The sequence below is a fragment of the uncultured Brevundimonas sp. genome, from assembly GCF_963977465.1.
Lineage (GTDB): Bacteria > Pseudomonadota > Alphaproteobacteria > Caulobacterales > Caulobacteraceae > Brevundimonas.
The window spans coordinates 56,764-82,890 of record NZ_CAXBOQ010000008.1; the positions used below are offsets into that span (position 1 = coordinate 56,764).

The window sequence follows — 26,127 nt, forward strand, 5'->3', positions numbered from 1 at the left end:
GACCATGGCCACCGCAACTCTCACCCCGGACGCTCACGGTCACGACGACCATGATCACAAGCCGGGCTTCTTCACCCGCTGGTTCCTGTCGACCAATCACAAGGACATCGGCACCCTGTACCTGTTGTTCGCCATCATGGCGGGCATCGTGGGTGGAGCCCTGTCGGGCCTGATCCGCTGGGAGCTGGCAGAGCCGGGCATCCAGATCTTCCGGGAAGGGTCGGGCATCTGGCTGCTGGGGCTCGTTGAGCAGTCCAAGCACGGTTACAATGTCACCGTCACCGCCCACGCCCTGATCATGATCTTCTTCATGGTCATGCCGGCGATGATTGGCGGCTTCGGCAACTGGTTTGTGCCGCTGATGATCGGTGCGCCGGACATGGCCTTCCCACGCATGAACAACGTCTCCTTCTGGTTGCTGGTCGCGGCCTGGGTCCTGCTGGTCATGTCGATGTTCGTCGACGGTGGCCCCGGCCAGGGTTTCGGTGGCGGCTGGACCCTCTACCCGCCGCTCTCGACCTCGGGACACACCGGGCCGGCGATGGACCTGGTGATCTTCTCTGTGCACGTGGCGGGCGCCAGCTCGATTCTCGGTGCGATCAACTTCATCACCACGATCTTCAACATGCGGGCACCGGGCATGACCCTGCACCGGATGCCTCTGTTCGCCTGGTCGGTGCTGGTTACCGCCTTCCTGCTGCTGATCTCCCTGCCGGTTCTGGCCGGGGCCATCACCATGCTGCTGGCGGACCGCAATTTCGGCACCAGCTTCTTTGACCCCGCCGGTGGCGGCGATCCGGTGATGTTCCAGCACCTGTTCTGGTTCTTCGGTCACCCGGAGGTCTACATCCTGATCCTGCCCGGGTTCGGCATCATCAGCCACATCGTCTCGACCTTCTCGCGCAAGCCCATCTTCGGCTATCTCGCTATGGCCTACGCCATGGTCGCCATCGGCTTCGTCGGCTTCATCGTGTGGGCCCACCACATGTATACGGTCGGCATGAGCGTGAACCTGCGCGCCTATTTCATCGCCGCCACGATGATCATCGCGGTGCCAACGGGGGTGAAGATATTCAGCTGGATTGCCACCATGTGGGGCGGCTCCATCAGCTTCAAGACGCCCATGCTGTGGGCGATCGGCTTCATCTTCCTGTTCACCATCGGCGGCGTGACCGGCGTGGTTCTGGCCAATGCGGCGATCGATTACAGCCTGCACGACACCTATTACGTCGTGGCCCACTTCCACTATGTGCTGTCTCTCGGGGCCGTGTTCGCCATCTTCGCGGGCTTCTACTACTGGTTCGAGAAGATGTTCGGCGTGAAATACAACGAGTTCCTCGGAGCCGCCCATTTCTGGATCATGTTCATCGGTGTGAACCTGGTGTTCTTCCCGCAGCATTTCCTCGGCCTGCAGGGCATGCCGCGGCGCTACGTGGATTATCCGGAAGCCTTCACCCTGTGGAACCAGGTGTCGTCGGTCGGCTATGTGATCACCATCGCCGGCGTCGGCGTCTTCCTGATCATGCTGGCCGAGGCGGCGATCCGTCGTCGTCCGGGCGTCGCCAATCCCTGGGGCGAAGGGGCCACCACCCTGGAGTGGACCCTGTCCTCGCCGCCGCCGCATCACCAGTTCAATGAACTGCCGGTGGTGAAGTCGGACGAGCACTGATCCCGAACGGATACCAGACCCAGGGGCCGCTCTTTCGATACCGGAAGAGCGGCCCTTGCCTTTTGAAGACCTGATCATGACCAGCCGCAGCACCGTCCCCGTCGTCTCGACCGCCCAGCCGGAGGATTTCTTCCAGCTGCTGAAACCGCGCGTCATGTCGCTGGTGGTGTTCACGGCGGTGACAGGCCTGGTCGCGGCCGGAGGGCATCTGGACCCGATCCTGGCGGGCATCGCCATCCTGTGCATCGCTGTCGGTGCCGGCGCGGCCGGGGCGCTGAACATGGCCCTGGAAGGCGAAGCCGACGCCCTGATGCGCCGCACGCGCGGACGTCCTGTCGCCGCCGGACGGATCAACCGCAACGACGCCCTGACCTTCGGCGTCGTCCTGTCGATCTTCTCGGTCATGCTGCTGGGCATGGCGACCAACTGGCTGGCCGGCGGCCTGCTGCTGCTGACCATCATCTACTACGCCGGTTTCTACACCCTGCTGCTGAAGCGGCGGACACCGCAGAACATCGTCATCGGCGGTGCGGCGGGGGCCTTTCCGCCGGTGATCGGCTGGGCCGCGGCCACCGGTCAGGCTCCGTGGCAGGCCTGGCTGCTGTTCCTGATCATCTTCCTGTGGACCCCGCCGCACAGCTGGGCCCTGGCCCTGTATTCGGCCGGCGATTACGCCAAGGCGGGCATTCCGATGATGCCGGTGGCGCGGGGCGCGAAATCGACCCGGTTGCAGATCCTGATCTACAGTCTGGTGTTCGTGCCGGTGGCGATCGCTCCGGGCCTGCTGGGTCTGGGCGGGACCCTGTATCTGGTGGTGTCCGGCGTCGGCGGGCTCGGCTTTCTGGGTCTGGCGGTGCGCCTGTGGCGCTCGCGCGCGGGCGATCAACCGGACAAGGCCGAGGCGGTGGGGCGAGAGGCCGCATTGTATGATGTGCGCGCGGAGGCCAAACCTGCGCGTAATCTGTTCGCCTTCTCGATCCTGTACCTGATGGCGCTGTTCGCGGCGTTGCTGGTCGAAAAGCTGTCCGGTCTGGGATTTTAAGCCATGCGTCTGAGCCCTGAGCAACTCTCCGCCCGCAAGAAGCGCAATGGTGCCATCGCGGGCGTGCTGGTGGCCTTTATCGTGCTGATCTTCACGGTCACCGTGCTGAACCTGAAGCGCAACGTCGAGGCCAGCGCCGCATTGAATGCGGCTGCAGTGGTGGCGACGCCGTGAACCGAACCAATGGAGTTGCCCTCGCCTGTGCGGCGACAGCGGTGCTGATGGTGGGCGCGGCCTTTGCCTCGGTGCCCCTGTACCGGATCTTCTGCCAGGTCACCGGATTCAACGGCACAGTTAGCCGGGCCGAACAGGCCCCGACAACGGTGCTGGATGAGACCCTGCTGATTCGCTTCGACACCAATGTTCGCGACCTGCCGATGCAGTTCCGTGCCGAACAGGTGGCCCAGAGGGTCCAGGTCGGTGACACCGGTCTGGCCTACTTTGACGTGACCAACACCTCGGACCAGCCGATCCACGCCACCGCCGCCTACAATGTCGTGCCCGAGCGGGCCGGTCCCTATTTCCAGAAGCTTCAGTGCTTCTGTTTCGACAGCCAGACGATCGCGCCCGGCGAGACGCAGAAATTCGCGGTCCAGTATTTCGTGGCCCCCGAGATCGCCACGGACCGCGAGGGCCGCGGTGTGCGGGAAATCACGCTCAGCTACACCTTCTTCCCGACCAAGGGTGAGCAAACGGCCTCCCTGGCTTCTGCCACTGGCGCTGCCGGGTAGCGGACGCTATAGCCCACACAACGACTATCGACGATTCAAGAGACCCACTGATGGCCGACGCCCACGCTGCTCCGCACCACGACTACCACCTCGTCAACCCCAGCCCCTGGCCGCTGGTGTCGTCCATCGCGGTCACGACCATGATGATCGGTGCCGTCGTCTGGATGAAAGGGCTCGTGCCCGCCGAATCTGACGCGGTGACGGCCGCCCTGTTCGGGCCCGGCAAGGCCGCCCTGTTCTTCGCCGGTCTCGCCGGCGTCCTGCTGTCGATGTTCGGCTGGTGGGCTGATGTGGTGAAGGAAAGCCGCGGCGGCGACCATACCCCGGTCGTCTCGATCGGCCTGCGCTACGGTATGATGCTGTTTATCGCCTCCGAGGTGATGTTCTTTGCGGCCTTCTTCTGGATGTTCTTCGACATGGCCGTGTTCAATGAAATGCGGACCGAGATTCCAGCCGTCGCCGGCTGGACCGACACCGCCGCCGCCTGGTCGACCTGGCCGCCCAAGGGCGTCGAGACGCTGGACGCCTGGCAACTGCCACTGCTGAACACCGTGATCCTGCTGCTCAGCGGCACGACGGTGACGTGGGCCCACCACGCGCTCCAGGTCGGTGACCGCAGCGCGGCCAAGCTGGGCCTGCTGATCACTGTGGTCCTGGGTGTGCTGTTCACCGGCGTGCAGGTCTATGAGTACCAGCACATCCTGCATGAGAACCTGTTCTTCAACGCCGAGGCCGCCAACGCCGGCCTCTACGGCTCGATCTTCTTCATGACCACGGGCTTCCACGGCTTCCACGTCCTGGTCGGCACCATCTTCCTGTTGGTCTGCCTGCTGCGCCTGATGGCCGGGCAGATGAGCCCCGAGAAGCATTTCGGCTTCGAAGCGGCCGCCTGGTACTGGCATTTCGTCGATGTGGTCTGGCTGTTCCTCTTTGTCTTCGTCTACGTCACCTTCGGGTGACGGAAGGCCCGCTTCTCAAGCCTCGCGCGCCGGCGCGGATCTTCCCGATCCGCGCCGGACTGCTTTGCCGCTGCCCTCACTGCGGGCAGGGCAAACTGTTCAAGGGGTTTTTGAACGTGACCGACCAATGTCCGGTCTGTGGCTATGATTTCACCGGGATGAACACCGGCGACGGCGCGGCAATCTTCGTCATGCAGATTGCCGGCGGCATCGTGGTGTTCGGAGCCCTGTTCGTTCAGGTTGCCTACAATCCGCCGATCTGGGCCATGCTGATGGTTGCCCTGCCGCTGGTGGCGGGACTGTCGCTGGGCCTGATGCGCCCGGCCAAGGGGGTGATGGTCGCCTTGCAGATGCGCAACAAGGCCGCGCAGGTCCACAATGACGATTTCTGAGACATCTCGACGGGCGCGGTTTCCGTGGGTTCTGACCCTCGTTTCGGCCCTGATGCTGGCGTTGCTGATCGGACTCGGGGTGTGGCAGGTTCAACGCCTGCATTGGAAAGTGGGCCTGATGGATCAGGCTGACGCCGCAGCGGCCCTGGCCCCGGTGCCGATCGCCGCGCTGCCGACCGGCCGTGATCGGGAGTTTCGCCAGGTCATCATCGATTGCCCCGGCCTGGCCATGTCCCCCTTTGTTGAACTGCAGTCGATCCTGGACGGCGAGGCCGGGGTGCGGCTGATCTCGGCCTGTCCGGAGCCCGCCGCGCCCGGGCGGCCCGAGACCGGGGTGCTTCTGGTCGACCGCGGCTTTGTCGCTGAATCCGTGTCGGCCCGCCCGCGGGTGACGCGCGACGGCCCGCCGGTTCGACTCGTCGCTGTGATACGGACCGCCTCGACGCCGGGGCTGATGGCCCTGCCGCCCGAAGGCAGACATTTCTATGCCCGCGACAATGCCGCCATGGCCCGGGTCCTGGGTGTGACAAGTCTGGTCGGGCCCGAAACCCTGTATGCCGTCACCTCGACCAATCCGGACTGGCCGGCGCTGCGCCCGTCGGTGCCGCCGGTCGCCTTTGCCAACAATCACCTCGGCTATGCCCTGACCTGGTTCGGTCTGGCCCTGGTCCTGATCGGGTTCTACATCGCCCTGGTCCGTCGAAAGCTGAAATCCTGACCGCAACCCTGCACACCCTGTCCAACGGCATCCGGCTGGTCTGTGACCCGATGCCCGGACTGCGGACCCTGGCCCTGACCGTGGCGGTGCGGGGCGGGGCACGATGGGAGACTGAGGCCGAGTCGGGCTGGTCCCACCTGCTCGAACACCTGGTGTTCAAGGGGGCCGGTGACATGGCCGCACGCGAGATCGTCGAGCGGATCGAGGCCGAGGGGGGCTCGATCAATGCCGCGACCGGCTATGAGCGCACCAGTTTCGAGGTCCGGGCCCTGGACGGCTCCCTGCCGCTGGCCATGCAGGTCATCGCCGACCTGGTGTTTCGCCCGACGCTGGACCCGGTCGAGATCGAGCGCGAGAAGGACGTCGTCGCCCAGGAGATCGCCGAGGCCTTCGATACCCCCGACGACCATGTGTTCGAGATGGTCCAGACCCGCGCCTTCAGTGGTCAGTCTCTGGGCCGGCCCATCCTGGGTTCGGTGGCCAGCCTGGCCCCGGTCACCCGCGACAGCATCGGGGCCTGGCGCACGCGGCTCTATTCGCCGGACCGGATGGTGATCGCCGTGTCCGGCGCGGTGGACGAGGCCGAATTTCTGGCCTTGGCCGAGCGCACCTTCGGCACGGCGGTGGCGACCCCGGCCGATGCCCCCGCGCCCGCGGTCTTCACCGGCGGAGAGGCCAAATTGTCCCGGCGCATCGAGCAGGCCAATCTGGTGTTCCAGCTGCCGGCTCCCGGCGTCCGCGATCCGGCTTATTCGGCGGTGCGGCTGATGGCCGAAATCCTCGGCGGGGGCATGGCCTCACGCCTGTTTCAGAGCGCGCGTGAAGAGCGGGGCCTGGCCTATGCCATCGACGCCTATCACGAGCCCTATGACACCGAGGGTGTGCTGGGCATCTTTGCCGGAGCCTCCGCCGACCGGGCCGAGGAGCTGGCCCGGGTTTGCGCTACCGAGATTCGCGCCCTGGCCGACGATGGTCCGACCCCTGCCGAGTTGGCCCGGGCCAAGGCTGTGCTCAACGCCGGACTGTGGATGTCCGACGAAAGCCCTGCGGGGCGGGCCGGCCGCCACGCGGCGCAAACCCTGATCTTCGGGGGCCCCATCGGCTCCCAGACCATGGCCGACCGGGTGCTGGCCCAGACGGTCGATGACGTGCGGACCGTAGCCCGGGACCTGCTGGTGCCGGGTCGGACGGCCAGTGCGGTGCTGGGGCCACGTGCCGCCGCCCGCGCGGGTACGGTGTTCCGCGACGCCCTGTTCGGCTGAGCGATCCGGGGCTAGTCTGCGACCATGGCGTTGTTCGACTGGATGCCCGAACCGATCGGGACGGTGCTGGAAGGCGATGGCGTGGTCCTGCGCGCGCCCCGGCCCGGTGACTATGCGGCCTGGTCGGGCCTGCGTTCAGGTTCGCGTGACTATCTCCAGCCGTGGGAGCCACTGTGGCCCCAGGACGATCTGAGTCGGGCCGCCTACCGCCGTCGCATGATCATTTATTCGCGTGAGATCGAACTGGGCAACGCCTGGCCGTTTTTCATCTTCGCGGTGGGGACCGGGGATCTGGTCGGGGCCGTCACCCTGTCCAACGTCCGTCGCGGTGTCGCCGATATGGGCACGATCGGCTACTGGGTTGGTGAGCCGTTCGCCGGCCATGGCCATGCCACAGCGGCGGTGCAGGCGCTGGTCGCCTTCGCCTTCGGGCCGCTGAACCTGCACCGGATCGAGGCTGCCTGTGTTCCCGACAACCTCGCCTCGCGCCGGGTGTTGGAAAAGGCGGGATTCATCCACGAAGGATTGGCCCGGGCTTATCTTAAAATTAACGGGGACTGGGCAGATCATCTCCTGTTCGGCTGTGTGAATGACGCAGCGGAGCATAGCGACGGCCAGACGCCGTCATGACAGGGGTCGGACAAGCGTTTTGAATACTCGGCCCAGATCTCTGGCGTGGGACGCGACGACCGCCATCGAGGCTCTGGCCGCGGCCGATACTGCGCTGTGGATATGGACACCGGCCGAGGATCAGATGCGCTTCACCGGGGCGACCCGGTCGCTGGGGCTGGGACCGCTGGCACCCGAATGTTCCGGTGCCGCATTCACCGCCGTGGCCATCCCCCAGGATCGGGCCCTGGCCGAACGAATTCTCAAACCCCAGGCCGAAGGCTCGGAAGTCGCCATCCGCCTGCGTATGCGCGATTCCGAAACCTGCCTGTGGCGGGGGGTCTGGCTCGAGGACGGGCTCAGGGCCGCCGGCGTGGTGGCGCTGGAGACCAAATTCGCCGGGGGAAACCTGGACAGCCTGACCGGCCTGCTGGACCGCCGGACCTTCCTGAACCGGGCGGCCGAGATGCTGACCCAGCCGGGTGAGTATGACCTGATCGTCGCCGACGTCGATCGCCTGCGCCGACTCAATGAGGCCCTGGGTCACGAGCGCGCCGACATGGTGCTGGCCGCCCTGGGCTCACGTCTGTCGGCGGCCTTTTCGCTGGACGTCCTGCCGGCCCGGGTGGGCGAGGACGAGTTCGCCGTGCTGATCCCCCGCGGACCCGGCAATCCGTCCGAGCGGCTGCGCCAGGCGGTCGAACAGCCGTTGCGCATTGCCGGTTTTGACATCTATCCGACCGTGGCCATCGGTGCGGTCTCGGCCGAAGGCGGGCCGGATGCGTCGGATGTGGCCGAACTGCTGCGCCGGGCGGAGCTGGCGGTCGAGCAGGCCAAGACCGCGGGACGGGGCGGGGCCGCTGCCTATGGCCGGGCGCTGGAAAGCGACAGCCTGTCGCGTCTCGGTCTTGAGGCCGACCTGCGCAATGCCTTCCTGCGCGGCGAGATCGAGCCCTTCTTCCAGCCGATCGTCAACCTGAACACCGGGGCCGTCGCCGGCTTTGAGGCTCTTGCCCGCTGGCGTCACCCGACGCGCGGCCTGGTTCCGCCCGACGACTTCCTGGGCCTGACCGAGGAAATGGGCCTGATGAACGAACTGGGTCTGCTGATGATGACCCGGTCGGCCCGGCAACTGGCAGAGTGGCTGAAGCGCCATCCTGCGGCCGGCAAATTGTTCTGCAGCGTCAATCTGTCGGTCGGCGAGATCGAACGTGCCAACTTGGTGGAGGACGTCGCCCGTATCATCGACGAGACCGGCCTGCCGCGGGGGGCGCTGAAGCTCGAGGTCACCGAGGGCGACATCATGCGCGATACGGCCCAGGCGGCCGAGGTGCTGACCCGGCTCAAGGCCGCCGGGGCCTCGCTGGCCCTGGACGACTTCGGCACCGGCTTCTCGTCGCTGGCCTGGCTGGCCAAGCTGCCGTTCGATACGCTGAAGATCGACCGCTATTTCGTCCTGACGATGGACAAGGACGAGGGCTCGGCCAAGATCGTCAAATCCGTGGTCAACCTGGGCCGCGACCTGTCCCTGGAAGTCGTCGCCGAGGGCGTCGAGAATGCGGATCTGGCGCGGCTGCTGCTGCAGGCCCAGTGCCATTACGGCCAGGGCTTCGGCTATGCACAGGCCCTGCCGGCCCAGGAGGCCGAGGTCTATCTGAACGAGTCGCTGGCCGATGGTACGGCCCCGCTCAAGACCCGTTCGGCCTGAGTTTCGTCGGACGAGGCTTCAGGCCCGGCCGGACTGACCCGACAATTGACCCGGATCCACGCCCAGCCCGGCGACGGCCCGGCTCCATTTGGTGTCGTGGCTGTCGTCGAAGATCAGGTCGGCGTCGGCATCAGCCGTGAGCCAGACATTCTCGCCGATCTCGTCCTCCAACTGACCCTCGCCCCAGCCGGCATAGCCCAGAAGCAGGGTTGAGCGCCGGGGGCCGGCCAGCGGATCGGTCATGGCCACCAACGCCTCGCGGGTGCCGGTCATCGCCAGGCCGTGGCCGAAGGCATGGCTGGCGTCCTCCACCATCCAGTCGTCGGTATGCAGGACGAAGCCGCGCTCCCGCTCGACCGGGCCACCCAGCAGCACCGCCTGTCCGGCGGCGACGGCCGGGATTGGCGTATCCAGCCGGGCCAATACCGCCTTGAGATCGACACCCGGGGCCGGCCGGTCGAGGCGCAGCCCCATGGCATGGTCCGCCTCATGCACGCAGATCAGGATCACCGCGTGCTCGAACCGGGGGTCGCCGATGCCAGGCATGGCCACCAGCAGCCGTCCGACGAGGGAGGAGAAATCGGTCATCCGGCTATCATTGGCAGCGTCGGGGCGCTGCGCAAGGCGGGTCTCGCGAAATTGCTGAGGACACGATCGGGGGGCTGCCCCTTGGAGAAGGTGAGGCGGGTATCTATCTGACGGGGACAGCTTCCCCATCCCGAACACCGGAGACCTGCGATGACCATCCAGATTGGCGACCGTATTCCCTCGGCAACCCTGAACACCATGACTCCGGACGGGCCCCGCCCGGTCACCACGGATGACCTGTTCAAAGGCAAGACCGTCGCCCTGTTCGCGGTGCCTGGAGCCTTCACCCCGACCTGTTCGGCACAGCACCTGCCGGGCTTCAAGGACAATCGCCAGGTCCTGGCCGACAAGGGTGTCGACACCGTCGCCTGCCTCTCGGTCAATGACGCCTTCGTCATGGGGGCCTGGGCCGACAGCCAGGGCGTCGGTTCGGACGACATCGTGATGCTGGCCGACGGCAATGGTGACTTTACCCGTGAGGTCGGCCTGGCGCTCGACGCCAAGGGCTTCGGCATGGGCGAGCGTTCGCAGCGTTATTCGATGCTGGTCAAGGACGGCGTGGTCGATCAGCTGAACATCGAGCAGGGCGGTGAATTCAAGGTCTCGTCGGCCGAGCACCTTCTGGCCCAGATCTAGAGCGAGATCGGTTGAGTTGGACGAAGTCCAGCCCGGCTCAGATTTCGCTCCAGTTTGAATCTGGACCACTTTTTTGAGTTCAGGTCGATTCGACCTGAAACAAAAATGGTCCAGTCGCGCCGGGCCGCCTCGGCGGCCCGGGCTCAGGCCACGGCGGCAGTTTCGTCTTCGGCCGTCCCGGCTTCGGCGAGGGTATGCGAGATGGCCCCCAGCAGCAGCGCCGGTGTGATCGGCTTCGGTACGAAATAGGTCATGCCGGCGTCCATACAGGCGGCGATGTCTTCGGCGGATGTGTCGGCGGTGACGGCGATGACCGGGGTGGCAGCATTGGCGCTACTCCCCGAACGCAACCGACGCGTGGTCTCGCGTCCGTCCAGCTCGGGCATGCGCACGTCCATGAAGATCAGGTCGAAGCTGGCGTCCTCACAGATTTTCAGCGCGGCGAGCCCGTCGGCGGCGGTCGCGATATCGCAGCCCAGCGGCTGCAGGATCAGCTGGATCGCGCGTCGGTTGATGTCGTGATCGTCGACGACCAGGACCCGCAGCGGGCGACCATCGTCGTCACCGTCATCGGCCGCAGTCTCTTCGAGGATCGAGGGCGCCGACGGCAGGGCGGCGACGGCCGCACGCTGGCTCAGCACCTGGGCGACGGCATTGCGGCTTTGCTGGTCGAGGGCCTCCGGTGGGGCCGCGGCCGTCCGGCTTTCCGCGAGACTGAGTGCCAAGGTGAAGCTGGACCCCGCACCTTTGACGCTGCGGGCGGTCAACCGTCCTCCCATCAACTCCACCAGTTGGCGGCTGATCGCCAGGCCGAGTCCGGAACCGCCGTAGCGGCTGCCGATGCCTTCGGCCGTCTGATCGAACGGCGTAAACAGGCGGTTGATCTGGGTCGGCGACATGCCCGGGCCGGTGTCCTTGATCTCGACCAGCAGGGCGTGCCGGGTCAGCTCATCATTCCAGGCCTGAAGCTTCAGGGTCACGGACCCGGTCTCGGTGAATTTCAGGGCATTGGACAATAGGTTGTTCAGCACCTGACGTAGACGCATCGGATCGCCCCGCACCATCGTCGGGATCGAGGCGGCGCCTTCGACGCGCAGCTTGAGGCCCTTGGAGTGGGCCGGGCCGCGCCACAGGCGCACGGTCTGGGACAGCAGGGCCCGGAGGTCGAAATCGCTGGCCTCGACCGTCATGTGCCCGGCTTCGAGCTTGGCGTGATCGAGGAGGTCGTCCAGCAGGGCTTTCATCATCACGCCCGCGTCCGTGATCAGCTGGGCCTGGGCCCGGCTGTTGTGGTTTCCCGCCCCCCGTTCCAGCTCCGCCGCTCCGGTGAGGATGGCGCTGATCGGGGTGCGCAGGTCGTGGCCGACGGCGGCCAGGAAGGCGCTGCGGCTTTCCATGATCCGTTCGGCTTCAACCCGCTTGAGGTCCGCCTCGACGCGCGCCTGGGCTTCGGCCGTGCGGGCCGCGTTCAGGCGCGACCAGGTCGACAGGCAATAGGAGACGTAGACGACGACGGCGATCGCGGTAGCGGTGGTAAAGGCCGTCGAAGCTCCGAGCACGGACATGAAGAATGGCGTGGCCGCCAGATAGGCCATATGCGGGATGACGGTCAGGGCCAGAACGACCTTAGACCGGGGGGCATTGACGACGCTGTAGATCATGCCGGCCGACAGCAGGATCGTCGCGCAGATGCCACCCATCGTGCCGCCAACGAGCCACAACGGGATCGAAAGGCTGCCGAAATACAGGGAGTTGGAGAATAGCAGCAGGCCGCCGGCGAACAGTCGCGGGCCGTGGAGCTGGTTGGTTTTGCCGCTGTTGATCGGCTCGAAGGCCCAGATATCGAACAGCTGGATAGCGAAATAGCCGACCACCCACAGGAGGCTGAAATTCCAGCCGATCAGAGGGCTGAAAATCAGGGCAGACGCCGCACCCAGGCCGACTCGCTGAAGCAGCGCCTTGCGGCGCTGGCGGACGGCGTCGGTCCAGTCAGACGGTGTGTCGGCGTAGGCCTTTGACATGCGGCTCCCCGAGGCGGGCACCTTTGCCCGAGAAATGACCATGCCGGGGTAGCCCTAACGCTCCGTCAACGGACCGGCCTGAATCGCCTCCTGGACTGTGGAAAACCCGTCAGCGCGAAGCCGTGCAGCGAGATCCCGTTTGATCCTGGCAACCAGTCCGGGACCCTCATAGATCAGGGCCGAATAGAGCTGAACCGCTGCGGCCCCGGCCCTGATGCGGGCATAGGCCTCGGCCCCGGAATCGATGCCGCCGACCGCAATCAACGGCAGCCGTCCGGCACCGGCCTCGGCCGCGGCCTGGAGGGCGAGTCTCGCCCGGGTTTGCAGCGGGGCCCCGGACAGGCCTCCGGCCTCGTCCTTCTGTGGGGATCGCAGGCTGTCCGGCCGGTCGAGTGTGGTGTTCGACACGATCAGGCCGTCGATGCCGTGGGCCAGGGTCGCCTCGACGATCATGCCGATCTCGGCGACGCTCAGATCCGGTGCGACTTTCAGGAAGACCGGCACCCCGCCCGGTGACCGGGCTTCGGCGATCCGGCCCAGCAGGTCGTCCAGCGCGGCCCGACCCTGCAGCGCCCGCAATCCGGGCGTATTCGGCGACGAGATGTTGATGGTGAAATAGTCGGCCAGCCCGGCCAGGCGGCGCAGACCGGCGACGTAGTCGGCGGCCTTGTCCTCCGTGTCCTTGTTAGCCCCCAGATTGGCCCCGACGACGGCGTGCGCTGGCCTGTGCGTCAACCGGTCGGCGAAAGCGTCCAGTCCGGCGTTGTTGAATCCCATCCGGTTGATCACGGCCCGGTCTTCGGACAGGCGGAACAGGCGCGGCTTCGGATTGCCGTCCTGCGGGCGCGGCGTCACCGAGCCGCATTCGACGAAGCCGAAACCCAGCCGCGACAGACCGCGCAGGACCTCGCCATTCTTGTCGAGTCCGGCGGCGAGACCGACCGGATTACCCAGTTTCAATCCGGCGATCGTGGTCGTCAGAATGGGGTCATCGGCCGGAGGGGCGGGCAGCGGGGCCCAGGCCAGAGCCTTGATCGCCAGACCGTGGGCGACCTCCGGGTCCAGCCGCCGCAGCAGCCATGTGCCGGGATCGAGGCCGCTCACGGGGCGGTTCCGCCGTCGTCGAAGCGCATGAGGCCGTCGTCGTCCACCGCCAGGACGCGGACAGCGCCGACCGCCGTGACCGGCAGGGGTCCATACAGATGCGGAAACAGGTCGCCGCCCCGCGAGGGTTCCCACAGCAGCGCCGCGCCCAAGGCGTCCGTCTTCACCGCCAGCAGCATCAGACCGCTGCGGCCCGCATAGTGACGGCGGGCGGTCTCGGCCAGCTGGGCCGCGGTCGACATATGGATATAGCCATCGGCCCGGTCGACAGCGGATCCGTCATAGCGATCCGACTCCAGGGCCGCCGTCCATTCGGCGACATCGATCAGCTTGAAGGCCGTGGGGGGGGTCATCCGGGGTCTCCGACAGTCCCGGGTTCCAGCAAGCCTTCCCAGGTACAGCGGCCGGCCGGGTCCACGGTGAAAATGGCCACGGTGGCCGGGTCAAAGCCGCCGCTCAGCCGGTCGAGAACCGACGGCGAGGCCGCGCTCTCGATCAGGTACTCGACGGCCAGTAGATGGATGCCCGGATTGTGGGCCACCACCATCAGGCAGCCGACCTCGTCCTCGGATGCTTCGACGAACCGCCGCAGCACATCGGATTCGGCATTGTAGAGCGCGGGTTCATGCCGGACCTCCACATCGCCCAATGCGTCATGCATCAGGTCCCAGGTCTCTTTGGTGCGGGTGGCCGAAGAGACCAGGGCGCGGTCGGGTCGCAGTCCCCTGGCGGCCAGGGCGCGGCCCATGCGGACGGCATCGAGACGGCCGGCGGCCGACAGGGGTCGGTCGCGGTCGCGCCCGGGACCGGGGGCGCGTTCGGCGCTGGCGTGGCGCATCAGGATCAGTCGGTGCATCAGCGCCCTTTAGGGTCGTTTGGTCGATCCATCCAGATCGTTCGGTCCGGGACCCGGCATTTGGTTGACCGGTTGCGGGAAGAGACCTGGTGCCCGCTGCCGGATCGTCTGGGTCGCGCCATGCACCCGTATACGAGCGTAGGCCTGTCGCGTCGCCTCCAGCATGATCACGCCCGCGGCGCTCGGGAACAGATGCCGTCCGACCTGTTCGAATCCATCGGCGAGCGGCAGCAGGAGGGGCCAGGGTGGCATGTACACGGCCCGGGACCAGGCGGTCGGCTCAAGCCCAGCCTCGCGCACCAGCCGTTCCAGCTGGCCACGGGTGAAGGGTCGGCCATGTCCAAACGGGGTCGCCTCGGCGCGGGCCCAAAGCCCGCCCCGCGCTGCCGCCGTCAGAATGATCCGTCCGGCCGGAGCCATGGCCCGAACGGCTTCGGCCAGCAGGGCGCGGGCGTCGTCGGCCTCTTCCAGGGCATGGATCAGGAGAACGCGATCGAAGGTCCCTGCCGTGAACGGCAAGCGCCGGTCATCGACGAGAAGGGAGCTGTTGCGGCCCACGGCGGGCCAGTGTTCGACGCCCTGACCGCCGGGCATGGCGGCCACGACGCGTCGCGCGCCGACGAACGCGTCCAGCCAGGGAGTGGCGTAGCCGATACCAAGAACATCGCAATCGGTGGCCTCGCCCCAGGCGTCGTCCAGCCGTCGCGCCAGCAATCGTCGCACCAGCGCCCCGGAAGGCTCACCGTAGAAGGCCCGTAGCTCTTCGATGCTGTGTCGCATCGGGCGAACATAGCCCCTGCTGTAGGCTTGGGCGAGCCGTCGCTGCTAGACTGGGATCATGACCCTGAGCGTTCATCTGTTTCCTTGTCTCAACGACAACTACGGCCTGCTGGTGCGTGATGACGCCAGCGGACAGTTGGCGACGATCGACACACCGGACGCGGACGCTATCCGGTCCGAACTGGACCGGCTGGAATGGGGCCGTCTGGACCTGATCCTCAATACTCACTGGCATGCGGACCATACCGGCGGGAACGCGGCACTGAAGGCCCTGTACGACTGCGAGATCGTCGGCCCTGCCGAGGTGGGGCGTGTCGCACCGCTGGACCGGATCGTGAGCGGCGGTGACGTCGTGAATCTGGGTCAGACCCCGCTGCAGGTCACGGCCACACCGGGCCATACCCTGGGCCATGTGGTCTATCGCTCAGCCGCCGACGGCGAAGCTTTTGTCGGGGATACCCTGTTCGCTCTGGGTTGTGGCCGTCTGTTCGAGGGGACACCGCAGCAGATGTGGGACAGCCTGCAGTCGTTGGCGGCCTGGCCGCCCGAAACCCGGATCTGGTGCGCTCACGAATACACGGCCGCCAATGCCCGGTTCGCCCTGTCGCTGGATGATCGACCGGAGATGCGCGCCCATGCCGAAGCCGTCTTTGCCGCCCGGACGCGGGGCGAGGCCACGGTGCCGACGACGATTGGCGCCGAAAGGGCCTTTAATCCGTTCCTGCGGGCGGTGGACGCCGCCGACTTCGCCGCGCGCCGGGCCGCCAAGGACGATTTCCGCGGCTAGAATCAGTCCTGCGGCAGGAAGGCGCGGATGACGCGGGCCGATGATGGCCGACCGGCCAGACCCTGACGGGGGGCCACCACGATCCGCAGCTCGCTGCCCAGATAGGTGACCGCGGCGCGATCCCCCTCGATGATTGTGATGCGCCTCAGGCGGCTGAGGCTGGCCCGGGCCGACGGCGAACGCGCGATCCGCATCACCGCATCGGTCGAGATGATCAGGGCGTCGACGGCCAAGGCCTCGGAGTCCTCGCCGGTATCCAGATTGATCTCGACCAGACGCCCCAGGGCCTGGGTGATCATGCCGCTGCGCCGGGCCATCAGATTGAACAGTTCCGACGGACCCAGCGACGGCGGCGAGAGGGCCGGTCCCGGCCCGGCGAACGAGACCGGCGAACCGCCGCGGGCGACCGGGGTGAAGATGGTCATGCCGCCGTCCGGCGTCACCCGCAGCACCTGCTCCCCGGCGTCATTGCGATAGATGATGTCACCGCGCGGGGCCGGGGTCGGACGCAGCACCCAGGTTTCGTCGCGGCGCTCGAACCGCAGCAGGGCCTGTCGGCCCGAGCCGCCGAGGAGGAAAGCCTCGCCACTGTCGGCGACATAGCGACCGGCGACCGGCAGGCTGTCGGGCCGCTCCTGATTGCGCAGGGACTGACTCTGCTCGGCCTGGGCATTGCCCCGGATCTGGGCCTGGGCGGTCGTGGCCATCGTCAGTCCCGCGACCACGATGGCGAGCGCCAGCGTGGTCGCGATCGGCGTTTGCGCCGTTCTGACCTGGACCGTGAGTATCATGCGGCGGAGGATGGAGCCTTACCTCGGCGGATTTTAGGCAGGACCGGCTTCAACCGACCAGGTATTGACCGCCGTTCAGCGAGAGCGTGCAGCCTGTGACATATCCGGCACGCTCGCCGGACAGCCACGAAACCATGTCGGCGATCTCTTCGCCCTTGCCCAGACGACCCACGGGGATCTGGGCGATGATGCTGGCCAGAACCTTCTCATCCATGGCTCCGACCATTTCGGTGTCGATATAGCCCGGGGCGATGCAGTTCACCGTCACGCCCTTGCGCGCGTTCTCCAGCGCCAGCGCCTTGGTGAAGCCGATCATCCCGGCCTTGGCGGCGGAATAGTTGGTTTGGCCGACCTGGCCCTTCTGGCCGTTGATCGAGGAGATGTTGACGATCCGGCCAAAGCCGCGCTCGCGCATGCCGACGATGACATGACGCGTCATGTTGAAAACGCTGTCCATGTTGACGCGGATGACGTCGGACCATTGGTCATGGCTCATCTTGTGGAAGAAGCCGTCGCGGGTGATGCCGGCGTTGTTGACCAGCACCTCGATCGGGCCGAGCTGGTCCTCGACCTCCTTCACGGCACGGGCGCAGTCGTCGAACGAGCCGACATTGCCCTTGACGATGGTTACGCCCAGCTCCCGGGCCGTGGCCTCGGCCGCCTCGACATTGCCGGAATAGCCGGCCGCGACGGCCATACCGTCTTCCTTGAGGCGCTGGACGATCGCCTTGCCGATACCGCGGGTTCCACCCGTGACCAGTGCCACTCGAGCCATGTACGTTTCCTTGTCCCTGACGGCTCCGTCTGACGCGGAGCCTTGTTCCCGCTGATCCTAGACGTTTGACGGGGACGCGAGAACCCCGCCCGATGCGTTCCGGTCGGGACCTGAACGCATCGGGCGGATCGCCTAGAGCTTGGCCATATCCAGCACGAACCGGTACCGCACGTCGGATTTCTCCATGCGGGTGTAGGCCTCATTGATGCGGTCAGGGGCGATCACTTCGATCTCGCAGGCGATGCCGTGTTCGGCGCAGAAGTCGAGCATCTCCTGGGTCTCGCGGATGCCGCCGATCAACGAGCCGGCGATGCGGCGGCGACGCCACAGCAGGGGCAGGGCATAGACCGGCATGCCTTCTGTCGACAGGCCCAGCATGACCATGGTGCCGTCGCGGGCCAGCAGGTTGATGTGGCTGGCGATCTCATGCGTGGCCGAGACGGTGTTGATGATCAGGTCGAACTTTTCGCCCGCCGCCGCCATGGCCGCCTTGTCCGAGTTGATCAGGAAATGCTTGGCCCCCATCCGCTCGGCGTCGGCCTTCTTGCGATCCGAGGTCGACAGGACAGTGACCTCGGCCCCCATGGCCGCCGCCTGTTTGACGGCCATGTGACCCAGTCCGCCCAGACCGATGACCGCGACCTTCGAGCCGGGCCCGACCTTCCATTCCTTGAGCGGCGAATAGGTGGTGATGCCGGCGCACAGCAGGGGTGCGGCTGCGTCCAGCGGGATCGAGTCCGGGATCGACAGCACATAGTTCTGGTCGACGGTGATGTGATCGGAATAGCCGCCCTGGGTCACGGTCTGGCCGACGGCGGCTCCCTTGGGGTCGGGTGAGCCATAGGTCTGGGTCATGCCCGGCACGCAATACTGTTCCTCGCCCTCCCGGCAGGCCGCGCAGGTGCGGCAGCTGTCGACCATACAGCCGACCCCGACGCGGTCGCCGACCTTGAAGCGGGTCACATCCGAGCCGACCGCCGACACGACGCCGGCGATCTCATGGCCGGGCACGATCGGGTAGCGGGTATTGCCGAGGTCGTTGTTGGCGACGTGCAGGTCCGAATGGCAGACGCCGCAGAACTGGATGTCGATGGCCACATCGTCCGGGCCCGGCTCGCGTCGGTCAAAGCTGTAGGGCGACAGCGGCGTATGGGCGGCAGTCGCGGCGAAGGCGCGTGTGGCGATGGGCATGAGGGGTGTTTCCGATCTGGCGGCGAGTGCCTTTAGATGTGGTCTGGAGCCGGTCGCCGCAAGGCGAACCGAACCCCGAAAAACACGGTCCACTGGGTCCACTGAGTCCACCTTGACCCCCGGGATGACGGTGCGGACCCGGCCGCAAACCCTTTATGGCACGGCCCTGTCTCAGAATCGGACGTAGCCGGGCCGCCTCAGCCCAGTGTCGCGATCAGCGCCTGCGCCGCCGCCGGATTGCGCACCTTGGCCCCCGAGATGAAATAGGCGAACACCTCGCCCCGTTCGGCCCAGGTCCGGGTCTGGTTAGCGACGGCCGCCAGCTCGGCAGCGGTCAGGCCGGTCGGTTCGTCCTCCCGGCTCGACATCAGCCGGGCATAGGTGAAGTCGGCGGTCGGCTGGTCGATGCGCGGCCAGTCGGGCGACTCGTCGTCGACGGCATAGACGATGGCGGCTCCGTATTTTGCCGCCAGATCGTAGAATTCCTGCGTATCGAAGCTGGGGTGCCGTACCTCCAGCGCATGACGCAGCCGCACCCCGTCCTGTTCCTTCGGCAATAGCTTCAGGAAGGCCTCGAAATCCTCGGGGTCGAACTTCTTGGTGCCCATGAACTGCCAGTTGATCGGCCCCAGCTTGTCGCCCAGCGCGCTCAGCCCTTGACCGAGGAACCGCCCCATCGACTCGCCCATCCCGGCCAGCACCTTGCGGTTGGTGCAGTAGCGGCTGGCCTTGACCGCGAACACAAACCCCTCCGGCGTCTCGTCGCGCCACTTCATCCAGCTGTCGGGCTTGAAGGTCGAATAATAGGTGCCGTTGATCTCGATTGAGGTCAGCGCCCGGCTGGCGAACTCCAGCTCGCGCTTCTGCACCAGACCGGGCGGATAAAAGACGCCGCGCCACGGCTCAAAGGTCCAGCCGCCGATGCCAACGCAGATATTTCCAGTCACGCGGGCCTCCTTCTCGCTTCCATGAGCGATGCAACCGTCCAGGCGGTTAGTCCCGCCCCTGCCCCTGTGACGGCAGTCAGCGCGATGTCGAGCAGCTGAAACGTCCACCCGAGAGCTGTGGGCATGCCATCAGAAATCATCTGATGCCCGTAACTCCAGGAGTTGAAGCTCGAGTTTGGGTTGGCCATCATCTGTAAGCCGTAGATGAAAAGGTAAGCGGCAAACGCCAGTCCCAACAGCAACCCGACAATCGCTCCTAACCAGATCGCGTCACGCTTTTGCGTACGGCCACGGCTTTCCCACCGCTTCCAGACTGGAAACCCTGCAATCAGCACGAACGGTACGGCGATTGGCAGGCCGAATGCCGCGTAGAGCGTGACGATGTTTCTGAGCTGAACCGGATCGATGCCGGTAGGTGTCGCCGCTCCGAAAATGCGTTCTCCCACCGGGATCAAAATCATGGGAGCCAGGTCAAACACAACGGTCAGCACCCAAGCGACCAGCGCAGCCGCCAGCAGTCCGAAGATCTTGGTTTTCGCCGAGGTGGTCATCCGGCGCTCACGAGGTGCCTAACCCCGCACTGCTGCTCGATCGACGTCAGCGCCCGCGCGGCGAACTCCAGTTCGCGCTTCTGCACCAGACCCTCGGGATAGAAGACCCCCCGCCACGGCTCAAAGGTCCATCCGCCCACCCCGATGTGGATTCTGTTGCCCATGATCAGGCCTCCGGTATGAAACGAACACTCATCAACGTGGCCGTCGTGTCCGCGTCCAGCCCGTTGATGCCCTGGGTGTTGGCGACCACGGCGCGGCGGCCGTCGCCGACCACCGCCCAAAGGCATTCGCCGCCGGCGGCATGAAAGCCGGTCTCCGCGTCGCTGATGCCACAGGTGACGGTGGCCTTCTGACCCGTCCAGCCGGGGCCGGTAAAGCTCTCGACCGGGACCGGCTGGAACCGGCCATAGGTGGTCATCAGCACGCCCTTGTCGTTGCGCTCAAAGCCCGCTTCGGCGGCGGCGACCGCGGCCAGGGTCCCGGCGTGGGTCTGCAAGGAAATCAGATGGGTATCGCCCTCGAACAGGGCCACGCAATTCCCCGCCTCCGACGCCTCGGGGCAGGGACCGGTGCGGCGTCCGGGGGCGAGGTCAAAGGCGATGCCGAGGGCGGGTTCGGTCACGGTGCGCCAGCCCGCCGGGGTGGTCGCTGGGTCCGGTGTCTCGGCTGTCACCGCAGCCGGCTCAGCAGGGGCGGGTTCGGCCGGTCCAGGCCCACAGGCGGTCAGGGCGGTGCCCATCAGGATAGCCGTCGCGAACTGCAGTTTCGTCATGTCGTCCTCCCGGTCTCAGCCGACGCGTCGTACCTTGGGTCCGCGCCGTCGCCGGATCAAGCGGCGGCGACCAGCCCCTGATAGGCCGCCAGCGCCTGACCGCGCGCCGTCTCGTCGTCCAGCAGCCGGCGCGAATGACCATAGGCCAGCACCAGTCCCTTAAACTGGAAGGCCTTGAGCTCCAGCGCGCCGTCGTCGGCCTCGGGATACAGGGTCCGGAACTCGCGCTTCAGCACCCGGGCCCAGCGCAGCTGGCTGGCCTTCAGCGTCTCGCGCAGCGGGCCGGGCTGGTCGTCCAGCTCGATCGCTGTCGCCTGCAACGGACAGCCGCCGGGGCGGTCGAGGCCGTCGATCCAGTCCAGCTCGGCCCGGAAGATGCGGTCCAGCCGCGCCCGCCCGGGCTCCAGCGGCTCGGCTGGGGCCCAGACGGCGGCGACGAACCGCTCGATCATGACCTCGACCATCTCGGCCTGCAGCGTCTCCTTGGACTGGAAATGCTTCAGCACTGCGCTCTTGGACACGCCGGCGGCCCCGGCCACGTCCTGCAGGCTGACGGCGGCGAGGCCGCGCACCGTCACCTGGGCGATGGCCTCGTCGACCAGTCTGGCGTGGGTGGCCTTGCCCTTGGGCGGCATGTTTCAGAACCCTCTTGACTCGAAGTAACCGATCGGTCACTTAATGGTGCACGAACGGTCACTTTCTCACAGGCCGGTCGTTTTGGAAAGCCCTTCTGGAGGAAACACCATGTTTCTCATGACCCTGATATCGGCGACCCTCGCCGTCACCCAACCCGCTCCGGCCGTCGCCCTCGACGCGGCCGCCCAGCTCGGCCAGCCACGCGCGGTCACCCAGTTGCTCGACGGCCGGCGCTGGACCTGTGCTCCCGACGGGTCCTGCGTCGCGCGTGGCACAGGTGCTTCGCAACCGGTCCTGCGTGAATGCCGCCGCTTCGTCGCCCGTTTCGGCGAGGTGACCCGTTACGAACGCGACGGCGTGGCCCTGGACGAAGCACAACTGGCGCAGTGCAACGCCGCGGCGCGCTGAAAGCCCCGGATGGCGGCGCGGACCTCAGATCGTCAGCGCCGCCAGATAGGCCGATAGCGAGTAGGGGACTATCGGGGGGCGTCGGGTTGCGGTTGCAGCTCCGCCGGCATCGACCGAGCGTCGGCCTCCACCTGGGTCTGGCTCAGGCCGGGGGCCTGGACAACGTAGATTATGCCGAAGATGACCACGATCAGGCCCAGCGAAATCAGCAGAACCCACAGGATGTGCAGACCTCTGCGGCCCTGTTTGACGTCGTCTACATTGACGGCGGGTCCGTCCGACAGGCGCGCGTCGTGATCGGCGGGCATCTCGGTGGGGTGATCAGGCGGGGGCGTTTCATGGGTCATCCATTGCCAATGCTCAAGCTGGCCAGGTGTTCCCGGCCCCCGTCTCCCAGGCTCTAGTAGGCGAAGTCGCGGTACATGCGCGTGACGTCACCTTCCCATTCGCCGTGATAGAGCGATAGCAGACGGTCGGCGGGGGTGATGCCGCTGTCGGCGATGTCTTCCAGTTCCGACAGATAGCCACGCTCGTCGACCATGCCGCCGCTGAAGCGGCCCCGGTTCTTCAGGCCCTGGCGGGCGATGGCCACCATGTCGACGGCGATGTCGCGCACCGACCGACCGGCGACCTCGGCCTTCAGGCCCAGCCGGGTGACGTCGCTGCGCAGCCGCTCGTGGTCGGCGATGTCCCAGTCCTTGCACAGGTCCCAGGCCGCGGCGAGCGACGGGGCGTCATACAGGATGCCGGCCCACAGGGCGGGCAGGCCACAGATCCGGCTCCATGGTCCGCCATCAGCCCCGCGCATCTCCAGATAGGATTTCAGCCGCACCTCGGGGAACAGGGTGGTCAGGTGATCGCCCCAGTCCTGCATCGTCGGCAGTTCGCCCGGCAGGGCCGGCAATTCACCCCTGAGGAAGTCGCGGAACGACTGGCCCGAGGCGTCGACATAGCGTTCGCCGCGCTTGGCGAAATACATCGGCGTGTCGAGGGCATAGTTGGCATAGGTCTCGTAGCCGAAGCCCTCGGCGAAGACGAAGTCCAGCATACCTGTGCGGTCTGGGTCGGTGTCGGTCCAGACGTTGGCGCGGGCCGACAGGAAGCCGTTGGGCTTGCCCTCGGTGAAGGGCGAACAGGCGAACAGCGCGGTGGCGATCGGCTGCAGGGCCAGGCTGGTGCGAAATTTGGCCACCATGTCGGCCTCGGAATCGAAATCGAGATTGGCCTGTATGGTGCAGGTGCGCAGCATCATGTCGAGGCCGAGGGTGCCTTTCTTCGGCATATAGGCGCGCATGATCTCATAGCGGCCCTTGGGCATGATCGGGATGTCCTCACGGGCCCACAGCGGATCAAACCCGGTGCCGAGGAAGCCGAGACCGATCTCGTCGGCGACCATCTTCACCTCCATCAGGTGCTGGCCGGTCTCGTTGCAGATGTCGTGAACGTCCTTCAACGGCGCGCCCGACAGTTCGAACTGACCGCCTGGCTCGAGGCTGATCGAGGCCGAGAAGCCCTCATTGTTCTTGCGCTCCAGGGCGATCAGATGCCCGGCCTCCTCGACCGGGCTCCAGCCGAAGCGCTGCAGGCCGGTCAGCATGGCCAGAATGCCATCGTCGCCCTCATAGGCCGGGCGTCGCAGGGTATTGCGGTTGAAGCCGAATTTCTCGTGCTCGGTCCCGATGCGCCATTGGTCCTTCGGCTTGGCCCCGTCGGACATGACGGTCGTCAGCTGTGCGAGCGAAAGCGGTTCCTGATCGACCATAGTGCATCCCTTGTCCGTCGCGGGGAGCGTACGGCCTGTTGTGGCTAGATGGGAATCGCAGACGCGCGGCTCAAGGGGCGACATAGTCGGCCGGATCAGCGCTCCCAGTCGCCCACGGCCGCCTGCCACAGGGTCATCGCCGCGATGGCCGCGGTGTCGGCGCGCAGGATGCGCGGTCCCAGAGAGACGGCGGTGGTGAAGGGCAGGCCCAGCAGACGCTCGCGCTCCTCGGGGGCAAAGCCGCCTTCCGGGCCGATCAATATGGCCCAGGGCCCGGGCCCGGCCGCCGTCAGTGCGGCAAAGGCGGGGGCGCCGCCGGTCTCGTCGCAGAACATCAGCCGCCGCGCCGGGTCCCAGCCGTCGAGGATGGCATCGAGTTTCATCGGGTCGTCGACCGCCGGGACATCGAGTCGCCCGGTCTGTTCGGCGGCTTCCTCGGCGATGGCGTCGAGCCGATCCAGCCGGACCTTCTCGACATTGGTGCGCCGGGTCAGGGTCGGACGCACGCGTCGCACGCCAAGTTCGGCGGCCTTCTCGACGATGGTCTCGACGCGGGACTTCTTGACCAGGGCCACGATCAGCTCGAGGTCGGGACCGAAGGTCTGGGCGCGCACCTGTTCCTCGGCGCGCAGGACGATGCCGCGCTTCAGCACCTCGGCGATGGTGGCGCGCCACTCACCTTCACGACCGTTGAACAGCAGCAGTTCGCTGCCGAGAAACAGCCGCATCACTCCGGTCAGATACCGGGTCTGCTCGGGCGTGGGGGTCAGGGTGGTGCCGGGGGCGAGGTCGGCGCGGACGAAGAGACGGATCATCGTCTGATCCTAGCCTCCGGTCGACGTCTCGGGGAGTCGCACGCCGAGCGATTTTGCCAGTACCGGAAAGATGGCGTCCGCTTCGGCCTCGGTGGTGCCGAACGGCGCGCGCAGGTCCAGCCAGTAGGCGCGGAATTCCTCGCCGTCGCTATGGGCCAGAACGGTCAGGGCGGCGCGAATGCGGGACTGCGTCTCGCGCGTCACCTCGGCCAGTGCCGGCACGATGTCGGCGCGCAGTGCCTCGGTGACCTGGGCCGCGTCCAGCGGATCGACCGCGCCGAGCCGTTCGAGGGTGGCGGCATTGTCCGCCCCGCCGATCCACGGGTCGAACAGACTGTCCATCAGCTCGGACCGGCCCCGGGCCTCACGTTCGGCCAGACGTTGCTTGGCAGTCTTGCGCACGGCGGTCCCCTAAAGCGACCGGGCGATCAGCAGCTTCATGATTTCGTTGGTGCCGCCGTAGATGCGCTGGACGCGGGCGTCCTTGTACAGCTGGGCGATCGGATACTCGTTCATATAGCCGTAGCCGCCGTGCAGCTGCAGCATTTCGTCGATGGTCTCGCCCTGAATGTCGCTGACCCAGTATTTGGCCATTGAGGCGGTCACGGCGTCCAGCTGACCCTTCAGGTGCAGGCCGATGCAGTGGTCGACGAACACCTTGGCCACCGTCAGCTTGGTCTTGACCTCGGCCAGCTTGAATTGGGTGTTCTGGAAGTCGATCACCCGCTTGCCGAACGCCTTGCGTTCCTTGACGTAGGCCAGCGTCTCCTGAAGCCCGCGCTCGGCCGCGGCCACGCCCTGGACGGCAATGTTGAGCCGTTCTTGCGGCAGTTGCTGCATCAGCTGGACGAAGCCCTGCCCCTCGGTACCACCGATGACATTCTCGCCGGGAATCTTCACCTCGTTGAAGAACAGCTCGGAGGTGTCATTCCCCTCCATGCCGATCTTGTGCAGGTTGCGGCCGCGCTCAAAGCCCTCCGTGCCGTCGGTTTCGACCACGATCAGACTGGTGCCCTTGGCCCCCAGAGTCGGATCGGTCTTGGCCACGACGATGATGAAATTGGCCAGCTGGCCATTGGTAATGAAGGTCTTGGAGCCGTTGACCACATACTGGTTGCCGCTCTTGAGCGCCGTCGTCTTGACGCCCTGCAGGTCGCTGCCCGCGCCCGGCTCGGTCATGGCGATGGCCCCGACCAGCTCGCCCGAGGCCAGCTTGGGCAGCCAGCGCGCCTTCTGCTCGGCGGTGCCGTAGTGCCAGATGTAGGGCATGACGATCGCATTGTGCAGCGAGATGCCGAAATGGTCCGCGCCCTTCCAGCCCAGCTGGCGCATCAGCACCACCTCGTGGCGATAGTCGCCACCCATGCCGCCGTCAGCCTCGGGCATGGACAGGCCCAGCAGACCGGCCTCGCCGGACCGGGTCCACAGCGCGCGCGGGACGCTGGAGTTGGCGATCCAGTCCTGGACCGTCTCGGGCGGCGCATGCTCGTCGATCCATTTGCCGACGCTGTCGCCGAAGAGGGTGATGTCCTCTTCCTGCATGAAATCGGGTTCGGGGCTCTGAAGGACGTTCATGGTCAAATCCGCTTCACTGATCCCTCTCCCGGCGGGAGA

31 protein-coding genes and 1 pseudogene are annotated in these 26,127 nt (G+C 66.4%); 13 read left to right on the forward strand and 19 right to left on the reverse strand.

The window, feature by feature from the left end; genetic code table 11:
* Positions 1–4: 4 nt before the first annotated feature.
* The 10 genes from ctaD to AAC067_RS15440 all read left to right on the forward strand — a co-directional run bounded on the left by ctaD (position 5) and on the right by AAC067_RS15440 (position 9,090).
* Positions 5–1,669, forward strand: a complete 1,665-nt coding sequence (ctaD, locus tag AAC067_RS15395) for a cytochrome c oxidase subunit I (protein ID WP_339933735.1) — start codon at positions 5–7, stop codon at positions 1,667–1,669.
* A gap of 76 nt (positions 1,670–1,745) precedes the next feature.
* Entirely contained in the window at positions 1,746–2,711 is a 966-nt protein-coding gene (gene cyoE, locus AAC067_RS15400; protein WP_339933736.1) for a heme o synthase, read from the forward strand.
* Positions 2,712–2,714: 3 nt separating this feature from the next.
* Positions 2,715–2,885, forward strand: a complete 171-nt coding sequence (locus AAC067_RS15405) for a hypothetical protein (RefSeq protein WP_339933737.1) — start codon at positions 2,715–2,717, stop codon at positions 2,883–2,885.
* Complete coding sequence (locus AAC067_RS15410; protein WP_339933738.1) at positions 2,882–3,442, forward strand: cytochrome c oxidase assembly protein; 561 nt, start codon at positions 2,882–2,884, stop codon at positions 3,440–3,442. The genes AAC067_RS15405 and AAC067_RS15410 overlap by 4 nt, the downstream gene beginning before the upstream one ends.
* 50 nt (positions 3,443–3,492) lie before the next feature.
* A complete protein-coding gene (locus tag AAC067_RS15415) occupies positions 3,493–4,401 on the forward strand; it encodes a cytochrome c oxidase subunit 3 (RefSeq protein WP_339933739.1) in 909 nt (302 codons plus the stop codon).
* A 95-nt stretch (positions 4,402–4,496) separates the two neighbouring features.
* Positions 4,497–4,793 (forward strand): DUF983 domain-containing protein, encoded by a 297-nt coding sequence (locus AAC067_RS15420; RefSeq protein ID WP_339933777.1) that lies wholly within the window; start codon positions 4,497–4,499, stop codon positions 4,791–4,793.
* Positions 4,780–5,511, forward strand: coding sequence for an SURF1 family cytochrome oxidase biogenesis protein (locus AAC067_RS15425; protein ID WP_339933740.1), 732 nt, complete (start codon positions 4,780–4,782; stop codon positions 5,509–5,511). Before AAC067_RS15420 ends, AAC067_RS15425 begins: the two co-directional genes overlap by 14 nt.
* A 50-nt stretch (positions 5,512–5,561) precedes the next feature.
* The gene (locus AAC067_RS15430) at positions 5,562–6,773 is read left to right on the forward strand and encodes a pitrilysin family protein (protein ID WP_339933741.1); all 1,212 of its coding nucleotides are present in this window, start codon (positions 5,562–5,564) and stop codon (positions 6,771–6,773) included.
* A 24-nt stretch (positions 6,774–6,797) separates the two neighbouring features.
* A complete protein-coding gene (locus AAC067_RS15435; RefSeq protein ID WP_339933742.1) occupies positions 6,798–7,403 on the forward strand; it encodes a GNAT family protein in 606 nt (201 codons plus the stop codon).
* 19 nt (positions 7,404–7,422) lie between these two features.
* Positions 7,423–9,090: a bifunctional diguanylate cyclase/phosphodiesterase gene (locus AAC067_RS15440; protein ID WP_339933743.1), complete on the forward strand. Its 1,668-nt coding sequence runs from the start codon at positions 7,423–7,425 to the stop codon at positions 9,088–9,090.
* An 18-nt stretch (positions 9,091–9,108) separates the two neighbouring features.
* On the opposite strand, the gene AAC067_RS15445 is transcribed toward AAC067_RS15440, so the two are convergent.
* On the reverse strand, positions 9,109–9,678 hold the full coding sequence (locus tag AAC067_RS15445; protein ID WP_339933744.1) for a YqgE/AlgH family protein: 570 nt from the start codon (positions 9,676–9,678) through the stop codon (positions 9,109–9,111).
* 150 nt (positions 9,679–9,828) lie between these two features.
* Here AAC067_RS15445 and AAC067_RS15450 point away from each other — a divergent pair, with 150 nt between their 5' ends.
* Positions 9,829–10,314, forward strand: a complete 486-nt coding sequence (locus AAC067_RS15450) for a peroxiredoxin (protein ID WP_339933745.1) — start codon at positions 9,829–9,831, stop codon at positions 10,312–10,314.
* A 143-nt stretch (positions 10,315–10,457) separates the two neighbouring features.
* Here the strand turns inward: AAC067_RS15450 and AAC067_RS15455 are convergent, their stop codons facing one another.
* The 5 genes from AAC067_RS15455 to AAC067_RS15475 are packed head-to-tail and all read right to left on the reverse strand — an operon-like array spanning position 10,458 to position 15,075.
* Positions 10,458–12,335, reverse strand: a complete 1,878-nt coding sequence (locus tag AAC067_RS15455) for an ATP-binding protein (protein ID WP_339933746.1) — start codon at positions 12,333–12,335, stop codon at positions 10,458–10,460.
* Between the two features lie 54 nt (positions 12,336–12,389).
* A complete protein-coding gene (locus AAC067_RS15460) occupies positions 12,390–13,439 on the reverse strand; it encodes a quinone-dependent dihydroorotate dehydrogenase (protein WP_339933747.1) in 1,050 nt (349 codons plus the stop codon).
* Positions 13,436–13,792: a DUF952 domain-containing protein gene (locus AAC067_RS15465; protein ID WP_339933748.1), complete on the reverse strand. Its 357-nt coding sequence runs from the start codon at positions 13,790–13,792 to the stop codon at positions 13,436–13,438. The genes AAC067_RS15460 and AAC067_RS15465 overlap by 4 nt, the downstream gene beginning before the upstream one ends.
* The gene (locus AAC067_RS15470; RefSeq protein ID WP_339933749.1) at positions 13,789–14,295 is read right to left on the reverse strand and encodes a histidine phosphatase family protein; all 507 of its coding nucleotides are present in this window, start codon (positions 14,293–14,295) and stop codon (positions 13,789–13,791) included. The genes AAC067_RS15465 and AAC067_RS15470 overlap by 4 nt, the downstream gene beginning before the upstream one ends.
* 9 nt (positions 14,296–14,304) lie before the next feature.
* Entirely contained in the window at positions 14,305–15,075 is a 771-nt protein-coding gene (locus tag AAC067_RS15475) for a methyltransferase domain-containing protein (RefSeq protein ID WP_339933750.1), read from the reverse strand.
* 58 nt (positions 15,076–15,133) lie between these two features.
* Here AAC067_RS15475 and gloB point away from each other — a divergent pair, with 58 nt between their 5' ends.
* Positions 15,134–15,862 carry a hydroxyacylglutathione hydrolase gene (gene gloB, locus AAC067_RS15480; RefSeq protein ID WP_339933751.1) on the forward strand — a complete coding sequence of 243 codons (729 nt, stop codon included), beginning with the start codon at positions 15,134–15,136 and terminating at the stop codon, positions 15,860–15,862.
* A 2-nt stretch (positions 15,863–15,864) separates the two neighbouring features.
* Here the strand turns inward: gloB and AAC067_RS15485 are convergent, their stop codons facing one another.
* The 8 genes and pseudogenes from AAC067_RS15485 to AAC067_RS15520 form a co-directional block, all read right to left on the reverse strand.
* Positions 15,865–16,653 carry a DUF4908 domain-containing protein gene (locus AAC067_RS15485; RefSeq protein WP_339933752.1) on the reverse strand — a complete coding sequence of 263 codons (789 nt, stop codon included), beginning with the start codon at positions 16,651–16,653 and terminating at the stop codon, positions 15,865–15,867.
* A 49-nt stretch (positions 16,654–16,702) separates the two neighbouring features.
* Positions 16,703–17,428 carry an acetoacetyl-CoA reductase gene (gene phbB / locus AAC067_RS15490; RefSeq protein WP_339933753.1) on the reverse strand — a complete coding sequence of 242 codons (726 nt, stop codon included), beginning with the start codon at positions 17,426–17,428 and terminating at the stop codon, positions 16,703–16,705.
* Positions 17,429–17,560: 132 nt separating this feature from the next.
* Positions 17,561–18,619 carry an NAD(P)-dependent alcohol dehydrogenase gene (locus AAC067_RS15495; protein WP_339933754.1) on the reverse strand — a complete coding sequence of 353 codons (1,059 nt, stop codon included), beginning with the start codon at positions 18,617–18,619 and terminating at the stop codon, positions 17,561–17,563.
* Between the two features lie 197 nt (positions 18,620–18,816).
* Positions 18,817–19,566: a DUF72 domain-containing protein gene (locus AAC067_RS15500; RefSeq protein ID WP_339933755.1), complete on the reverse strand. Its 750-nt coding sequence runs from the start codon at positions 19,564–19,566 to the stop codon at positions 18,817–18,819.
* On the reverse strand, positions 19,563–20,117 hold the full coding sequence (locus tag AAC067_RS15505) for a hypothetical protein (protein ID WP_339933756.1): 555 nt from the start codon (positions 20,115–20,117) through the stop codon (positions 19,563–19,565). Before AAC067_RS15505 ends, AAC067_RS15500 begins: the two co-directional genes overlap by 4 nt.
* 35 nt (positions 20,118–20,152) lie before the next feature.
* Positions 20,153–20,281: pseudogene (locus AAC067_RS15510) on the reverse strand (DUF72 domain-containing protein); the annotation flags it as partial.
* Positions 20,282–20,283: 2 nt separating this feature from the next.
* The gene (locus tag AAC067_RS15515; protein WP_339933757.1) at positions 20,284–20,892 is read right to left on the reverse strand and encodes a hypothetical protein; all 609 of its coding nucleotides are present in this window, start codon (positions 20,890–20,892) and stop codon (positions 20,284–20,286) included.
* Positions 20,893–20,948: 56 nt separating this feature from the next.
* The gene (locus tag AAC067_RS15520) at positions 20,949–21,527 is read right to left on the reverse strand and encodes a TetR family transcriptional regulator (RefSeq protein WP_339933758.1); all 579 of its coding nucleotides are present in this window, start codon (positions 21,525–21,527) and stop codon (positions 20,949–20,951) included.
* Between the two features lie 109 nt (positions 21,528–21,636).
* On the opposite strand from AAC067_RS15520, the gene AAC067_RS15525 reads away from it, so the two are divergent.
* On the forward strand, positions 21,637–21,936 hold the full coding sequence (locus tag AAC067_RS15525; RefSeq protein WP_339933759.1) for a hypothetical protein: 300 nt from the start codon (positions 21,637–21,639) through the stop codon (positions 21,934–21,936).
* 68 nt (positions 21,937–22,004) lie between these two features.
* Here the strand turns inward: AAC067_RS15525 and AAC067_RS15530 are convergent, their stop codons facing one another.
* The 5 genes from AAC067_RS15530 to AAC067_RS15550 form a co-directional block, all read right to left on the reverse strand.
* A complete protein-coding gene (locus AAC067_RS15530) occupies positions 22,005–22,283 on the reverse strand; it encodes a hypothetical protein (RefSeq protein ID WP_339933760.1) in 279 nt (92 codons plus the stop codon).
* A gap of 53 nt (positions 22,284–22,336) precedes the next feature.
* A complete protein-coding gene (locus AAC067_RS15535; RefSeq protein ID WP_339933761.1) occupies positions 22,337–23,698 on the reverse strand; it encodes a glutamate--cysteine ligase in 1,362 nt (453 codons plus the stop codon).
* Positions 23,699–23,793: 95 nt separating this feature from the next.
* A complete protein-coding gene (locus tag AAC067_RS15540) occupies positions 23,794–24,513 on the reverse strand; it encodes a 16S rRNA (uracil(1498)-N(3))-methyltransferase (protein ID WP_339933762.1) in 720 nt (239 codons plus the stop codon).
* A 9-nt stretch (positions 24,514–24,522) separates the two neighbouring features.
* Positions 24,523–24,915, reverse strand: a complete 393-nt coding sequence (locus AAC067_RS15545) for a hypothetical protein (protein WP_339933763.1) — start codon at positions 24,913–24,915, stop codon at positions 24,523–24,525.
* Positions 24,916–24,924: 9 nt separating this feature from the next.
* Positions 24,925–26,088 (reverse strand): acyl-CoA dehydrogenase family protein, encoded by a 1,164-nt coding sequence (locus AAC067_RS15550; RefSeq protein ID WP_339933764.1) that lies wholly within the window; start codon positions 26,086–26,088, stop codon positions 24,925–24,927.
* Between the last annotated feature and the right edge of the window lie 39 nt (positions 26,089–26,127).

What these genes read in the sequence shown, in the direction of transcription:
- AAC067_RS15450 (WP_339933745.1), top strand. Translation starts at nt 9,829, where the DNA reads ATGACCATCCAGATTGGCGACCGTATTCCCTCGGCAACCCTGAACACC.
- AAC067_RS15430 (WP_339933741.1), top strand. Translation starts at nt 5,562, where the DNA reads ATGCCCGGACTGCGGACCCTGGCCCTGACCGTGGCGGTGCGGGGCGGG.
- AAC067_RS15505 (WP_339933756.1), bottom strand. Translation starts at nt 20,117, where the DNA reads ATGACCACCTCGGCGAAAACCAAGATCTTCGGACTGCTGGCGGCTGCG.
- AAC067_RS15535 (WP_339933761.1), bottom strand. Translation starts at nt 23,698, where the DNA reads ATGGTCGATCAGGAACCGCTTTCGCTCGCACAGCTGACGACCGTCATG.
- AAC067_RS15425 (WP_339933740.1), top strand. Translation starts at nt 4,780, where the DNA reads ATGACGATTTCTGAGACATCTCGACGGGCGCGGTTTCCGTGGGTTCTG.
- AAC067_RS15435 (WP_339933742.1), top strand. Translation starts at nt 6,798, where the DNA reads ATGGCGTTGTTCGACTGGATGCCCGAACCGATCGGGACGGTGCTGGAA.
- cyoE (WP_339933736.1), top strand. Translation starts at nt 1,746, where the DNA reads ATGACCAGCCGCAGCACCGTCCCCGTCGTCTCGACCGCCCAGCCGGAG.
- gloB (WP_339933751.1), top strand. Translation starts at nt 15,134, where the DNA reads ATGACCCTGAGCGTTCATCTGTTTCCTTGTCTCAACGACAACTACGGC.
- AAC067_RS15470 (WP_339933749.1), bottom strand. Translation starts at nt 14,295, where the DNA reads ATGCACCGACTGATCCTGATGCGCCACGCCAGCGCCGAACGCGCCCCC.
- AAC067_RS15415 (WP_339933739.1), top strand. Translation starts at nt 3,493, where the DNA reads ATGGCCGACGCCCACGCTGCTCCGCACCACGACTACCACCTCGTCAAC.
- AAC067_RS15465 (WP_339933748.1), bottom strand. Translation starts at nt 13,792, where the DNA reads ATGACCCCCCCCACGGCCTTCAAGCTGATCGATGTCGCCGAATGGACG.
- AAC067_RS15540 (WP_339933762.1), bottom strand. Translation starts at nt 24,513, where the DNA reads ATGATCCGTCTCTTCGTCCGCGCCGACCTCGCCCCCGGCACCACCCTG.
- AAC067_RS15445 (WP_339933744.1), bottom strand. Translation starts at nt 9,678, where the DNA reads ATGACCGATTTCTCCTCCCTCGTCGGACGGCTGCTGGTGGCCATGCCT.
- AAC067_RS15530 (WP_339933760.1), bottom strand. Translation starts at nt 22,283, where the DNA reads ATGACCCATGAAACGCCCCCGCCTGATCACCCCACCGAGATGCCCGCC.
- AAC067_RS15515 (WP_339933757.1), bottom strand. Translation starts at nt 20,892, where the DNA reads ATGACGAAACTGCAGTTCGCGACGGCTATCCTGATGGGCACCGCCCTG.
- AAC067_RS15520 (WP_339933758.1), bottom strand. Translation starts at nt 21,527, where the DNA reads ATGCCGCCCAAGGGCAAGGCCACCCACGCCAGACTGGTCGACGAGGCC.
- AAC067_RS15550 (WP_339933764.1), bottom strand. Translation starts at nt 26,088, where the DNA reads ATGAACGTCCTTCAGAGCCCCGAACCCGATTTCATGCAGGAAGAGGAC.
- AAC067_RS15475 (WP_339933750.1), bottom strand. Translation starts at nt 15,075, where the DNA reads ATGCGACACAGCATCGAAGAGCTACGGGCCTTCTACGGTGAGCCTTCC.
- ctaD (WP_339933735.1), top strand. Translation starts at nt 5, where the DNA reads ATGGCCACCGCAACTCTCACCCCGGACGCTCACGGTCACGACGACCAT.
- AAC067_RS15455 (WP_339933746.1), bottom strand. Translation starts at nt 12,335, where the DNA reads ATGTCAAAGGCCTACGCCGACACACCGTCTGACTGGACCGACGCCGTC.
- AAC067_RS15405 (WP_339933737.1), top strand. Translation starts at nt 2,715, where the DNA reads ATGCGTCTGAGCCCTGAGCAACTCTCCGCCCGCAAGAAGCGCAATGGT.
- phbB (WP_339933753.1), bottom strand. Translation starts at nt 17,428, where the DNA reads ATGGCTCGAGTGGCACTGGTCACGGGTGGAACCCGCGGTATCGGCAAG.
- AAC067_RS15525 (WP_339933759.1), top strand. Translation starts at nt 21,637, where the DNA reads ATGTTTCTCATGACCCTGATATCGGCGACCCTCGCCGTCACCCAACCC.
- AAC067_RS15495 (WP_339933754.1), bottom strand. Translation starts at nt 18,619, where the DNA reads ATGCCCATCGCCACACGCGCCTTCGCCGCGACTGCCGCCCATACGCCG.
- AAC067_RS15485 (WP_339933752.1), bottom strand. Translation starts at nt 16,653, where the DNA reads ATGATACTCACGGTCCAGGTCAGAACGGCGCAAACGCCGATCGCGACC.